The sequence below is a fragment of the Isoptericola jiangsuensis genome (assembly GCF_002563715.1).
Classification (GTDB): domain Bacteria; phylum Actinomycetota; class Actinomycetes; order Actinomycetales; family Cellulomonadaceae; genus Isoptericola; species Isoptericola jiangsuensis.
Genome location: NZ_PDJJ01000001.1, coordinates 918,018 through 931,915, shown reverse-complemented (window position 1 = coordinate 931,915; position 13,898 = coordinate 918,018). Strand labels below are relative to the sequence as shown.

The 13,898-nt window shown below is 71.2% G+C and carries 6 protein-coding genes; all 6 read right to left on the bottom strand.

The genetic code is table 11. The features are described from left to right. Positions 1-173 precede the first annotated feature (173 nt). On the bottom strand, positions 174-4,055 hold the full coding sequence (locus ATJ88_RS04170; RefSeq protein ID WP_098462743.1) for a DNA-directed RNA polymerase subunit beta': 3,882 nt from the start codon (positions 4,053-4,055) through the stop codon (positions 174-176). Positions 4,056-4,114: 59 nt separating this feature from the next. Beyond that, positions 4,115-7,627: a DNA-directed RNA polymerase subunit beta gene (rpoB, locus tag ATJ88_RS04165; RefSeq protein ID WP_098462742.1), complete on the bottom strand. Its 3,513-nt coding sequence runs from the start codon at positions 7,625-7,627 to the stop codon at positions 4,115-4,117. 477 nt (positions 7,628-8,104) lie between these two features. Beyond that, on the bottom strand, positions 8,105-8,494 hold the full coding sequence (gene rplL / locus ATJ88_RS04160) for a 50S ribosomal protein L7/L12 (RefSeq protein WP_068202539.1): 390 nt from the start codon (positions 8,492-8,494) through the stop codon (positions 8,105-8,107). A gap of 81 nt (positions 8,495-8,575) precedes the next feature. Beyond that, positions 8,576-9,106, bottom strand: coding sequence for a 50S ribosomal protein L10 (rplJ, locus tag ATJ88_RS04155; protein ID WP_098462741.1), 531 nt, complete (start codon positions 9,104-9,106; stop codon positions 8,576-8,578). A gap of 324 nt (positions 9,107-9,430) precedes the next feature. Then, positions 9,431-12,034: a CHAT domain-containing protein gene (locus ATJ88_RS04150; RefSeq protein ID WP_098462740.1), complete on the bottom strand. Its 2,604-nt coding sequence runs from the start codon at positions 12,032-12,034 to the stop codon at positions 9,431-9,433. Positions 12,035-12,054: 20 nt separating this feature from the next. Continuing rightward, positions 12,055-13,842 carry a S8/S53 family peptidase gene (locus ATJ88_RS04145; protein WP_098462739.1) on the bottom strand — a complete coding sequence of 596 codons (1,788 nt, stop codon included), beginning with the start codon at positions 13,840-13,842 and terminating at the stop codon, positions 12,055-12,057. Positions 13,843-13,898: the final 56 nt, after the last annotated feature.

Below are 13,898 nucleotides of genomic sequence, written 5' to 3'. Positions count from 1 at the left end.
GGCGCGACAGCACGGGCACGGCTTCCAAGATTACCCGGGGAAGCAAGCCGGGTCAAAGGGTGAGACGGCCGGCGGGCTGTGACGTCCGTCGCGCCGCCCCGGCGGCAGCAGGGAGGCCCCCTGCCGGACCGGTCTCCCGGTCCCGCAGGGGGCCTCCCCCGTCGAACGGACGATCAGCGGAAGTCGCCGAAGTCCAGGTCCTCCAGCGGGATCGCCTCGCCCGAGCCCATGCCGAGGGTCGGGAAGTCGATCTCGTCGTAGCCGAAGCTCGGGTAGAGCTCCGCCTTGGCCTGCTCGGTCGGCTCCACGTCGATGTTCCGGTAGCGCGCCAGGCCGGTGCCGGCCGGGATGAGCTTACCGAGGATGACGTTCTCCTTGAGGCCGAGCAGCGGGTCACGACGACCGCTCATCGCCGCCTCGGTCAGCACGCGGGTCGTCTCCTGGAAGGAGGCGGCCGAGAGCCACGAGTCGGTGGCGAGCGAGGCCTTCGTGATGCCCATGAGCTCCGGACGGCCGGAGGCCGGCTGGCCACCCTCCGCCACGGCCTTGCGGTTGGCGTCCTCGAAGCGGGTGCGCTCGGCGAGCTCACCCGGCAGCAGGTCGGCGTCACCCGCGTCGAGCACGGTCACGCGACGCAGCATCTGCCGCACGATGACCTCGATGTGCTTGTCGTGGATGTCCACACCCTGCGACCGGTAGGTCTCCTGCACCGCGTCCACCAGCTGACGCTGGGTGGCGCGCGGGCCGAGGATGCGGAGCACCTTCTTCGGGTCGACGGCGCCCTGGACGAGCTGGGTGCCGACCGTCACGTGGTCGCCGTCCGCGATGAGCAGACGGGCACGCTTGGTGACCGGGTACCGGATCTCCTCGCCGCCGTCGTCCGGGGTGAGGACGAGGTGACGGGTGCGCTCCGTGTCCTCGATCGCGACGCGACCGTTGTACTCGGCGATCGGGGCCTCACCCTTGGGGGTGCGAGCCTCGAACAGCTCGGTGACGCGCGGCAGACCCTGGGTGATGTCCTCCGCGGAGGCGACACCACCGGTGTGGAAGGTACGCATCGTCAGCTGGGTGCCCGGCTCGCCGATGGACTGCGCGGCGATGATGCCGACGGCCTCGCCGATGTCCACGAGCTTGCCCGTGGCCAGGGAGCGGCCGTAGCACTTGGCGCAGGTGCCGACGCGGGACTCGCAGGTCAGGACCGAGCGGACCTTGACCTCCTCGATGCCCGCCGCGATGACCTCGCCGATGACGACGTCACCGGCGTCGGAGCCGGCGGCCGCGATGACGGTCCCGTCCGGGGCCACCACGTCGGTCGCGAACGAGCGCGAGTAGATCGACGTCTCCACGCGGGCGTCCGGGACCAGCTGGTCACCGATGCGCTCCGCGACGGGCAGCGTCAGGCCGCGCTCGGTGCCGCAGTCGTCCTCACGGATGATGACGTCCTGCGACACGTCGACGAGACGACGCGTGAGGTAGCCGGAGTCCGCGGTACGCAGCGCCGTGTCGGCCAGACCCTTGCGGGCACCGTGCGAGGCGATGAAGTACTCGAGGACGGACAGGCCCTCGCGGTAGTTGGACTTGATCGGGCGGGGGATGATCTCGCCCTTCGGGTTCGCCACGAGGCCGCGCATGCCGGCGATCTGACGGACCTGCATCCAGTTACCACGGGCACCGGAGGAGACCATGCGGTACAGGGTGTTCCGCTCGTCGTTCTCCAGGTTCTCGCGCATGACCGCGGCGATCTTGTCGGTCGCCTGGGTCCAGATCTCGATGAGCTCCTGACGGCGCTCGTCGTCGGTGATCAGACCCTTGTCGTACTGGCTCTGCACCTTCAGCGCGCGCGCCTCGTGCTCGTCGAGGATCTCGTTCTTCACCTCGGGCATCGCGACGTCGGAGATCGCGATGGTGACGCCCGAGCGGGTCGCCCAGCGGTAGCCGGCGTCCTTCAGCGCGTCCAGCGACGTGGCGACGTCCACCTTCGGGTAGCGCTCGGCGAGGTCGTTGACGATCGCCGAGAGCTCCTTCTTGCCGACGACCTCGTTCTGGAACGGGTAGTCGACGGGCAGCGCCTCGTTGAAGATGGTGCGGCCCAGGGAGGTCTCGAACAGCAGCGGCGTGCCGGGCTCCCAGCCCTCCGGGGCGACGAAGCCACGGCTCGGCGGCACCAGGTCGTCGACGCGCAGCTTGATCGTCGCGTTGATGTCGAGCTCGCCACGGTCGAACGCCATGATCGCCTCGGCCTGCGACGAGAACACGCGGCCCTCGCCCTTCGCGCCGGGGCGGCCCGCCGTCAGGTGGTGCAGACCGATGATCATGTCCTGCGAGGGCATGGTCACCGGACGGCCGTCCGACGGCTTGAGGATGTTGTTGCTCGACAGCATGAGGATGCGGGCCTCGGCCTGCGCCTCGGCGCTCAGCGGCAGGTGCACGGCCATCTGGTCACCGTCGAAGTCGGCGTTGAACGCGCCGCAGACGAGCGGGTGCAGGTGGATGGCCTTGCCCTCGACGAGCTGCGGCTCGAACGCCTGGATGCCGAGACGGTGCAGCGTGGGCGCACGGTTCAGCAGCACCGGGTGCTCGGTGATGACCTCCTCGAGCACGTCCCACACGACCGCGCGGGTGCGCTCGACCATGCGCTTGGCCGACTTGATGTTCTGCGCGTGGTTGAGCTCGACGAGCCGCTTCATGACGAACGGCTTGAACAGCTCGAGCGCCATCTGCTTCGGCAGGCCGCACTGGTGCAGCTTGAGCTGCGGGCCGACCACGATGACCGAACGGCCCGAGTAGTCGACACGCTTGCCGAGCAGGTTCTGACGGAAACGACCCTGCTTGCCCTTGAGCATGTCGGAGATCGACTTCAGCGGACGGTTGCCCGGGCCCGTGACGGGGCGGCCGCGGCGACCGTTGTCGAACAGCGAGTCCACGGCCTCCTGGAGCATCCGCTTCTCGTTGTTGACGATGATCTCCGGCGCGCCCAGGTCGAGCAGACGCTTGAGACGGTTGTTGCGGTTGATCACGCGGCGGTACAGGTCGTTCAGGTCGGAGGTCGCGAAGCGGCCACCGTCCAGCTGCACCATCGGACGCAGGTCCGGCGGGATGACCGGGACGGCGTCCAGGACCATCGCCGACGGCGAGTTCGTCGTCGTGAGGAACGCGTTGACGACCTTGAGCCGCTTCAGGGCGCGGGTCTTGCGCTGACCCTTGCCGGTGCGGATGGTCTCGCGCAGCGACTCGGCCTCGGCGTCCAGGTCGAAGCTCTCCAGACGCTTCTGGATCGCCGCGGCACCCATCGAACCCTCGAAGTAGGTGCCGAAGCGGTCGACGAGCTGGCGGTACAGCATCTCGTCGCCCTCGAGGTCGGCGACCTTGAGGTTCTTGAAGCGGTCCCAGACCTGCTCGAGGCGGTCGAGCTCGGCGTCCGAGCGCTTGCGCAGCTGCGCCATCTCGCGCTCGGCGGAGTCGCGGACCTTGCGGCGCGCGTCGGCCTTGGCGCCCTCGGCCTCGAGCTCGGCGATGTCCTGCTCGAGCTTGACGGCGCGGGCGTTGATGTCGTTGTCGCGCCGGTCGGTGATCTCCTTCTTCTCCAGGTCGATCTCGTTCTGGAGGTTGGGGAGGTCCTCCTGACGCGCCTCGTCGTCGACCCACGTGATCATGTAGGCCGCGAAGTAGATGACCTTCTCCAGGTCCTTCGGCGCCAGGTCGAGCAGGTAGCCCAGGCGCGACGGCACACCCTTGAAGAACCAGATGTGCGTGACCGGGGCGGCGAGCTCGATGTGGCCCATGCGCTCACGGCGGACCTTCGAACGGGTCACCTCGACGCCGCAGCGCTCGCAGATGATGCCCTTGAAGCGCACGCGCTTGTACTTGCCGCAGTAGCACTCCCAGTCCCGGGTCGGACCGAAGATCTTCTCGCAGAAGAGCCCGTCCTTCTCCGGCTTCAGGGTGCGGTAGTTGATGGTCTCGGGCTTCTTGACCTCTCCGTGCGACCAGGCGCGGATGTCGTCGGCCGTGGCCAGGCCGATACGAAGCTCGTCGAAGACGTTGACGTCGAGCAAGATGTCCTACTTCCTCAAAGCTCTTTCGGAATATCCGTGGTGTTCAGCTGGTCGCTGGATCAGATCTCGTCGACCGTGGTCGCCGAGTTCGGACGGCGGGACAGGTCGATGCCGAGCTCCTCCGCCGCGCGGTACACCTCGTCGTCGGACTCCTTCATCTCGATGGAGACACCGTCGCTCGAGAGCACCTCGACGTTCAGGCAGAGGGACTGCATCTCCTTGAGGAGCACCTTGAACGACTCGGGGATGCCCGAGTCCGGGATGTTCTCGCCCTTGACGATCGCCTCGTAGACCTTCACGCGGCCCGGGATGTCGTCGGACTTGATGGTGAGCAGCTCCTGGAGGGTGTACGCGGCGCCGTACGCCTCGAGCGCCCACACCTCCATCTCGCCGAAACGCTGACCGCCGAACTGCGCCTTACCACCCAGCGGCTGCTGCGTGATCATCGAGTACGGGCCGGTCGAGCGCGCGTGGATCTTGTCGTCGACCAGGTGGTGCAGCTTGAGGATGTACATGTAGCCCACGGACACCGGGTCCGGGAACGGCTCGCCGGAGCGGCCGTCGAACAGCGGCGCCTTGCCGTCGTGGCCGACCATGCGGTCGCCGTCGCGGTTCGGCAGCGTCGTGGAGATGAGGCCGCGCAGGGCGTCCTCCTCCAGGCCGTCGAAGACCGGCGTGGCGACCGGGACACCCGGCTCGGAGCGCTTGGCGTGCTCCGGCAGCTTGTCCCGCCACGACAGGTCGTCGCCCTCGGCCAGCTCGACGTCCCAGCCGCGGCTGGCGACCCAGCCGAGGTGGGTCTCGAGGACCTGACCGACGTTCATACGACCCGGCACACCCAGCGGGTTGAGCACGATGTCGACGGGCGTGCCGTCCGAGAGGAACGGCATGTCCTCCTGCGGCAGGATCTTCGAGATGACGCCCTTGTTGCCGTGACGACCGGCGAGCTTGTCACCCACGGTGATCTTGCGGCGGTTGGCGATGTAGACGCGCACCAGCTGGTTCACGCCGGCGGGCAGCTCGTCGCCGTCCTCCCGGTTGAACTCGCGCACGCCGATGACGGTGCCGGACTCGCCGTGGGGCACCTTGAGGGACGTGTCGCGCACCTCGCGGGCCTTCTCGCCGAAGATGGCGCGCAGGAGGCGCTCCTCCGGGGTCAGCTCGGTCTCGCCCTTGGGGGTGACCTTGCCGACGAGGACGTCGCCGGCGCCGACCTCGGCACCGATGCGGATCACGCCGCGCTCGTCGAGGTCCGCCAGGACCTCCTCCGACACGTTCGGGATGTCCCGGGTGATCTCCTCGGGCCCGAGCTTCGTGTCGCGGGCGTCGACCTCGTGCTCCTCGATGTGGATCGAGGACAGGACGTCGTCCTCCACGAGGCGCTGCGACAGGATGATCGCGTCCTCGTAGTTGTGACCCTCCCACGACATGAACGCCACGAGCAGGTTGCGGCCGAGCGCGAGGTCGCCCTCGTCGGTCGCCGGGCCGTCGGCCAGCACGGAGCCGACCTCGACGCGGGCGCCGGCGTCGACCAGCACGCGCTGGTTGTAGGACGTGCCCTGGTTCGAGCGACGGAACTTCGCCACGCGGTACGTGGTGGTGGTCGCGTCGTCGTTCTCGACCGTGATGAGGTCGGCCGAGACCTGCGCCACGACGCCCGGCTTGGTGGCGACGATGACGTCACCGGCGTCGACGGCGGCACGACGCTCCATGCCGGTGCCGACGAGCGGCGCCTCGGAGCGGACCAGCGGCACCGCCTGGCGCTGCATGTTCGCGCCCATGAGCGCGCGGTTCGCGTCGTCGTGCTCGAGGAACGGGATGAGCGCGGTCGCGACCGACACCATCTGGCGCGGCGAGACGTCCATGTAGTCCACGTCGGAGGCGGGGACGTCGTCCGTCTCGCCACCCTTGGTGCGGACCAGGACGCGGTCGGACAGGAACGTGCCGTCCTCGGCGAGGGCCGTGTTGGCCTGCGCGATGACGTGACGGTCCTCGTCGTCCGCGGTGAGGTAGACGACCTCGTCGGTCACGCGACCCCGGACGACCTTGCGGTACGGGGTCTCGATGAAGCCGAACGGGTTGATGCGACCGAACGACGCGAGCGAACCGATGAGGCCGATGTTCGGGCCTTCCGGCGTCTCGATCGGGCACATGCGGCCGTAGTGCGACGGGTGGACGTCACGGACCTCCATGCCGGCGCGGTCGCGGGACAGACCGCCCGGGCCGAGCGCGGACAGGCGGCGCTTGTGCGTCAGGCCGGCCAGCGGGTTGTTCTGGTCCATGAACTGCGAGAGCTGCGACGTGCCGAAGAACTCGCGGATGGACGCCACGACCGGGCGGATGTTGATCAGGGTCTGCGGCGTGATCGCCTCGACGTCCTGGGTCGTCATGCGCTCGCGCACGACGCGCTCCATGCGGGACAGACCGGTGCGCACCTGGTTCTGGATGAGCTCGCCCACCGCGCGGATGCGACGGTTGCCGAAGTGGTCGATGTCGTCGGTCTCGACGCGGACCTCGACCGGCTCGCCGTCCTTGGTGCCCGCCATCGACGTCATGTCGGCGTGCAGCGCGGCCAGGTACTTGATGGTCGCGACGACGTCCGCGACGGCCAGGGTGCTGTCGGACAGCTCGGCGGAGACGCCCAGCTTCTTGTTCAGCTTGTAGCGGCCGACCTTCGCGAGGTCGTAGCGCTTGGAGTTGAAGTAGAAGTTCTCGATGAGCGCGCGACCGGCCTCGACCGTGGGCGGCTCGCCCGGACGGATCTTGCGGTAGAGGTCGACGAGGGCCTCGTCCTGGGTGTGGACGTGGTCCTTCTCGAGGGTGTCGAGCACGGCGGGGAACTCGGCGAACTCCTCGCGGATCTCCGCCTCGGTCATGCCGAGCGCCTTGAGCAGGACGGTGACGGGCTGCTTGCGCTTGCGGTCGACGCGGACGCCGACGGCGTCGCGCTTGTCGATCTCGAACTCGAGCCAGGCGCCGCGCGACGGGATGATCTTCGCGGAGAAGACGTCCTTGTCGCTCGTCTTGTCGGGGGTGCGCTCGAAGTACACGCCCGGGGAGCGGACGAGCTGCGAGACGACGACGCGCTCGGTGCCGTTGATGACGAAGGTGCCGCGGTCGGTCATGAGCGGGAAGTCGCCCATGAACACCGTCTGGCTCTTGATCTCACCGGTGGTGTAGTTGACGAACTCCGCGGTGACGAACAGCGGCGCCGCGTAGGTGAAGTCCTTCTCCTTGCACTCGTCCACCGTGTACTTCGCGGGCTCGAAGCGGTGGTTGGAGAAGGAGAGCGACATCGACTGGCCGAAGTCCTCGATCGGGGAGATCTCCTCGAAGATCTCCTCAAGGCCGGAGGACTCGGGGACGTCGTGGCGGCCGGCCTCGATCGCGGCCTCCACACGGGCCTGCCAGGCCTCGTTGCCGAGGAGCCAGTCGAAGCTCTCGACCTGCAGACCGAGGAGGTCCGGAGCAGCGAGGGGCTCGTGGATCCTGGCGAAGGAGACGCGGCGGGAGGCGGTACGGTTCGCGATGGCGTCGGCGGACGGAGCAGAAGGGGTGCGCGAGGCAGCCAAGAGGGGTCCTTCCCTGCAGTTCGATGGCACGCTGTACGCTCGGTCGTGCGACGGGCACCGGGGCGGGGCGAGGACCGCGTCCAAGCGTCACAGGGTGAGTCCGGGGAGTCACACGGGTGGCGAGGGCGGGACTTCGTCGGCGTGGAGGAGCGTCGGGGCACAGTCGAGCGCAAAGCGCTAGCGTAGCCGAAACCTCTGAACAAGTCCACCCGCGTGGGCGCGCGAGGAGACGTCCTCGGGTTTCATGGATCTGAGGACGTTGTCTCGGTGGCCGCCATATGCCGCCCAAGAAACGGTACCCACCAACGTTACCCGCCTCGGTACGACGTCGCCACCCGTCCGGCGGAGGGTTTGCTCACACTCCCGCAGACCTTCACAGGAACGACAGAACGGCCCGCACCCCGAGGGGTGCGGGCCGTTCCGGGAGCGTCCGCGGTCAGACCGCGGTCACCGTGAGGTGCGGCAGGGCCGCACGGCTCACTTGAGCTCGATGGAGGCGCCGGCGCCCTCGAGGGCAGCCTTGGCCTTCTCGGCGGTCTCCTTGTTGACGCCCTCCAGGACGGGCTTCGGGGCGCCGTCGACCAGGTCCTTGGCCTCCTTGAGACCGAGGGACGTGAGCGCGCGCACCTCCTTGATGACCTGGATCTTCTTGTCACCGGCGGCGGTCAGGACGACGTCGAACTCGTCCTTCTCCTCCTCGGCGGCGGCGTCGCCGGCACCGCCGGCGGGGGCGGCCACGGCCACGGCGGCCGGGGCGGCAGCGGTGACGTCGAACTTCTCCTCGAAGGCCTTCACGAACTCGGAGAGCTCGATGAGGGTGAGCTCCTCGAAGACGGACAGGAGCTCTTCGGTGCTGAGCTTCGCCATGATGGCGTTCCTTTCAGTCAGCGCTTCACGGGCCAGTCAGGCCCGCCAGAAGCAGGGGTGATGTGTCGGTGCGCCGCCTGGTCAGGCAGCGGCACCAGCCGATTCCTGCTTCTGACGCAGGGCATCGATGACGCGGGCGACCTGGGCGGGCTTCGCGGTGAAGGCGTAGGCAGCCTGGCTGATCTTGGCCTTCATCACGCCGGCCGCCTTGGCCAGCAGGACCTCACGGGACTCGAGGTCCGCGAGCTTGGTGATCTCCGCAGCGGTCAGGGGGGCGCCGTCGAGGACACCGCCCTTGATGACCAGCGCGGGGTTCGCCTTGGCGAAGTCACGCAGACCCTTGGCCGCCTCGACCGGGTCACCGGTCACGAAGGCGATCGCGGACGGTCCAGCAAGCTCGGCGTCGAGACCCTCGACACCGGCCTCCTTGGCCGCGATAGTGGTCAGCGTGTTCTTCACCACGGCGTAGGTTGCGTTGCCGCGCAGCGACCGCCGCAGCTCCTGGAGCTGCGTGACGGTGAGCCCGCGGTACTCGGTCAGCACGGCCGCGTTGGAGCTACGGAGCTTGTCCGCGATCTCCGCGACGGCGGCTGCCTTGTCCGGCCTCGCCATGGCAATCCTTCCGATGGTGGAGCCGCCGTCCACCCCGGCACAGAGAAGAGCCCCGGCGCAGGTGCGCACGGGGCTCGGAGAACACGGTCTGAACCGTGTGATCGTCGTCGTGTCACCTGCGCTGGCCTCCGCTCCGTAGCGGGACTTCGGTCTTCTGCTTTCCCAGGTGAACCTGGGCAGCGTCCGACGACCGGCGGTCTTGGGTTACCTGAGAACTGTACACGACGAGAGCCCCGCCCCTGCACCCTCCGGGACGAGGCCCTCGTCACACGAGCGCCGGGGCGCCGGCGTCCTCGGTGCCGCCGGTCGGCGGCAGGCCCGACGCTAGCGCGCCGGGACGGACCCCAGCAGCCCCTTGTCCAGTGGCAACGGGCCGTAGCAGACCAACGGGACCGGCTCCTGCTCGGGCTCCACCGCCGTGGCGAGCGCCGCGGCCGGCGCCTCCCCCGCGGCGAGCGCCGCGTGCAGCCGCGGCATCACCCGGGCGGCGACGTCGTCGCGCAACGGCGCCACCGACGCCACCACGGCGCGCGCCCCCAGCCTCAGCAGGACGCTCTTGAGCCCCAGGGGCTCTCCCCCGACCCGGGTCGACGCGCGGCCGACCTCGCACGCCGACAGCACCACCACCGTCCCGGCGAGGTCCACGCCGTCGAGCTCGTGCGCGTACAACGGGCCGTCGGCCAGGCGCACACAGGAGAACAGCGGGTTGTCCGGCTCGTGCACGCCGTGCGCGGCCACGTGCACCACCGACGCACGCGACAGCTCGGCCGTGGTCGCGGCGCACGTGGCGTCGGCGCCGGTCAGCAGCACGACCTCGTCCCACTCCCCGGCCACCAGAGCCGCCTCCCGCTCCGCCGACTCCAGGTCGGGACCACCGACCACGAGGGCGCCCCGCCGGTGCGGCGGCTCCGGCAGCCCCCCGAGGTCGACCCACGAGTGCACCCGGGTCGGCAGGCCCGCCCGGGACGGGAGCGCCGCCCACGGCAACGAGAGCAGGCCGTCACGGGCCGCGACGTACAACGGGCCGGTGACCTCCAGGGGCGCGAGGAGCAGGTCGTCCAGCCGGGCGAGCGAACGGCCGGCCGACGTCGCGGCGACGTGCCGCATCGGCGCCGGGATGAGGCGGTTGGACAGCACCTCCAGGTCCTGCCGCACCCGGCGGGCCAGCTCGGTCACCTCCGGCTGCGCGCACAGCTCCACCAGCCGAGCCCCCCGGGCGTCCACCCGCACGGCCGTCAGCCGGTCCCGCAGCAGGAACGACACGACGGCGGCACCCGGCCGGTCCCCGGCCAGGCCCGCCGACACCGCCCGCGCCGTCGCCGGCCGGGGCACGGGACCACCCGCGGCGCCGCCCAGCTGCCACGACCGCTGCCGCGCCCGCTCCTGCAGCCGGCGTGCCTCCACCGTCTTGCGGGCACCCTCCCGGGCGTCACCACCCTCACCGGCACCCAGCTCGCGTGCCTCCTCCGCGGCACGGCGGGCCCGCGCCATGAGGTCCGCCAGCTCCGGGTCCTCCGGAGGCCGCACCCGCGCCGCCCCGGCGAACGCCGCCCGACCGCGCTCCGTCGCGTCGAACACCGTGCCGGCACGCCCCGTCGCCAGGGCCGCCTCGACGTCCACGATCGCGAGGCGCGCACCGTGCGTCGCCGCCGCCGTGACGGTGTCCACCGACCCCAGCCGCGCCCGGTGGTCCGCGAGCACCCGGTGCCCCCGCCGCACCGCCGCCAGCCCCCCGCGGCGGTCCCCCCGCGCGAACGCCAGCTGCGCACGCACCGACTCGTGGTGCAGCCGCAGCGGCAGCGGGCAAGCCGTGAGACGGCGCGGGACCGCGTCGAGCACCTCGGCAGCGCGACCCGTGTCGCCGGCGAGCAGCGCCCACTCCGCCGCGAGCAGCCGCGCAGCGACCGAGACACCGGCCACGGCGGCCGGGCCGCGGTCGTCCCCCGCCCGGGCCAGGGCCAACGCCTCCTCGCTCCGCCGCCGCAAGGTCGCCTGCCGCACGCCGGGCGAGCGGCGGTCCTGCGACAGCCGCGCCTCCAGCTCGACGACCTCCGCCTGGAGGGCCCACGTCGTGTTCCCGACCCGCGCGAACGCCCGCCGTGCCTGACGCGCCCAGCGGGTCGCCTCGTCCGCGCGCCGCAGCAGCAGGGCACAGAGCGCTCGGGTGTACAGCGCGTCCGCGAGCTCGCCGGCGAGGTTCTCCGTCGCCAGGAGCTCCTCGGAGTCCGCCAGCACCTGCTCGGCCTCCGACACCAGGCCGGCGTCGACGAGGACCTGGGCCCGCATGACCTCGGACCAGCCGTCGGGTCCGCCGGGCTGCCGCCGCGCCGATGCCTCCAGCTCGGCCAGCGCCGCCGGGAAGTCGCCTTGGCGGTAGTGCGCGTAGCCCAGGTTGAACCCCGCGAACGCCTCGTACCGCTCGTGACCGATGGCACGGGCGTGCTGCAGCGCCGCCTCGTGGTCGACGACCACCTCGTCCAGACGCCCGAACTCCAGGTTGGCCGCCGCGCGGTTGATGTGCAGCACCGCGAGGTCGCGGTGGTTGTCGGCCGCCACACCCGCCAGTGCTCGGTCGAAGGCGTCCGCGGCAGCCGCCACCTCACCCGACCACAGCAGCAACAGGCCCTGCTGTCCGTGGGCGACGGCGGCCAGGCGGGTGTCCCCTGCCGCCTGCGCGACCTCGAGGGCCTCCTGGACCAGCCTCCGGGCGGCATCCAGGTCCCCGGTGAGGGAGTGCACGCACGCCGCCTCGCCGACGAGCGCCCGCACGCGCAGCTCCACCACCCAGGAGCCGACCGTCGCCGCGTCGAGCGGCGCGACGTCGCGCAGCAGCGCCCGGAACGCCTTCGAGGCGGGCCGGACCCGGGAGGCCGCGTTGAGCTCCTGCGCCTCACGCAGGCGCGCGTCGAGGGCCGTCCTGCTCGTCACCCGGGTCCCGCCCCCTCCTCCTACACGTCGGAACCACCGATCGCCGCACCGGACAGGTGGGTGGTCGTCGTCACAGCATCCCATGCGGCGCTCACCGGCTCCGCCTGGGCGGCCACGCGCTGCGTGGCGGCCAGGCGCGCCGCGGCGACCTCGGCGGCCAGGTAGGGCGCCGCGAACGAGGTCCCGCTCCACGTCGCGAACCCGCCGGTGAAGTCGTCCGGGTCCACCGACGCGCGGGTGCCCGGCCGCAGCCGCTCGGGCAGGCTCGCCTGCGGGGTCTCGGGACCGTCGATCGTGTCGGGCATCGTCGAGACCACCGCCGCCCCCGGCCGGACGCACGTCACCCACGGGCCGTCGTTGCTGAACACCGCGGTGGTGCCGTCCGGGTTGGTCGCCCCGGCCACCAGCAGGGGCGGGTGGTCGGCCGTGAGCTGGCGGTCGTCCACCGGCACCGGCACGGTGGTCTCCCCGACGGCGGTGTCGGGCGCCGGACGCCGCACCACGTGCGGCGCCCAGGCGGCCGGGAACATGGGCCGCGTCGTGCCGTCGTTCCCCGACGCGACGACCACCACGACGCCCGCCTGCCGCAGCGCCCGCAGCACCCGCCGCAGGGGTCCGTCGTACCCGTAGTCCTCCGGCTGCTCGTGGTAGTAGCCCATCGCCAGGACCGCCACGTCGATCGGGTGGTAGCCCTCGTCGCCGCGCTGACCCCGCCGGTGGAACCGCAGCAGCCGCCACAGCGTGTGCAGCACCTGCCACTCCGGGATGTCCCCCGAGCCGCCGAACGCCCGCACCGCGACGATCACGGCGTCCGGGCACACCTGGTGCACGATCCCCGCCATGAAGGTGCCGTGCCCGGCCACGGGGTCGAGCGGTCCCGTCAGCGGGTCCACGCTGAGGCCGCCGTACTCCGCGTCCTCCGACGGGAGGTCCGGCACCGGGTAGAGCCCGACGGGGCGGCCGTCCTCGAGCTGCGCCGTCCGCACCACCACCGCGCTGTCCTGCGGGTCGTCGGGGACGTAAGGGCCGAACCACTCGTGCGACCCGACACCGGTGTCGACGATCGCCACCGCGGGGCGGCGGGTGCCGTCCGCGGCCACCCAGGGCGTCTCCCCGTCCGGCAGCGACCGGCGCGGCGGGCCGCCGAGGTAGCGCACCGGCGCCAGACCGCCCGTGCCCGGACGGCCGTACTCGTCGATCGCGCTCACCGGCAGGGGCGTCGACTTCGGGCGGGCCACCGGCACGAACGGCAACGGCGTCGACTTCCCCCGTCGCTGGGCACGCATGACGTGGTCGAGCGCGACCCGCGGGGTGGGCCGGTCCCCCTCGTCCGCCTCGTCCGCCGCGTCCAGGTCGCCCAGCTCGCCCGTGATCCGCTCGATCACCTGCCAGACGTCCACCTCGACGTCGTCGTCCCGCGCCGGCACCAACCGCAGGGCGTACCCGAACGTCTCGTCGTCGACGTCGTCCACCGCCAGGTCGCCCAGGGTGCCGTCGTAGACCACCCGGTAGCCCATCTCGGTGGCGATCCGCCGCACGCCGTCGAGCCACGACGTCGGCTCGCCCTCGTCCGCCCAGTCGTCCAGCGCGACGACCGCTCCCTGCCCGCCCGCCGTCAGACGGTCGGACTCCCCGGCGAGACGCTCGCGCAGGAACGGCGGCAGGTCGCCGCGGACGATCAGCCGGTCCGCGACGTAGGTGGTGTCCTGCACCCGCGCCGCGCCGGGGCTGCGACGCACCCGGTCCGGGTCGAGATGACGGACCGGGCGCCGGCCACCGGCCGGGTCCTGGATGTACGACTCGCTCACGTGCTCCTCCTCGGATCAGGGCAGGGCGAAGCCCGTGCCCACCGCTCGACAACGCT

Coding starts and splice junctions, on each gene's coding strand:
- rplJ (WP_098462741.1), bottom strand. CDS start 9,106: ATGGCGAGGCCGGACAAGGCAGCCGCCGTCGCGGAGATCGCGGACAAG.
- rplL (WP_068202539.1), bottom strand. CDS start 8,494: ATGGCGAAGCTCAGCACCGAAGAGCTCCTGTCCGTCTTCGAGGAGCTC.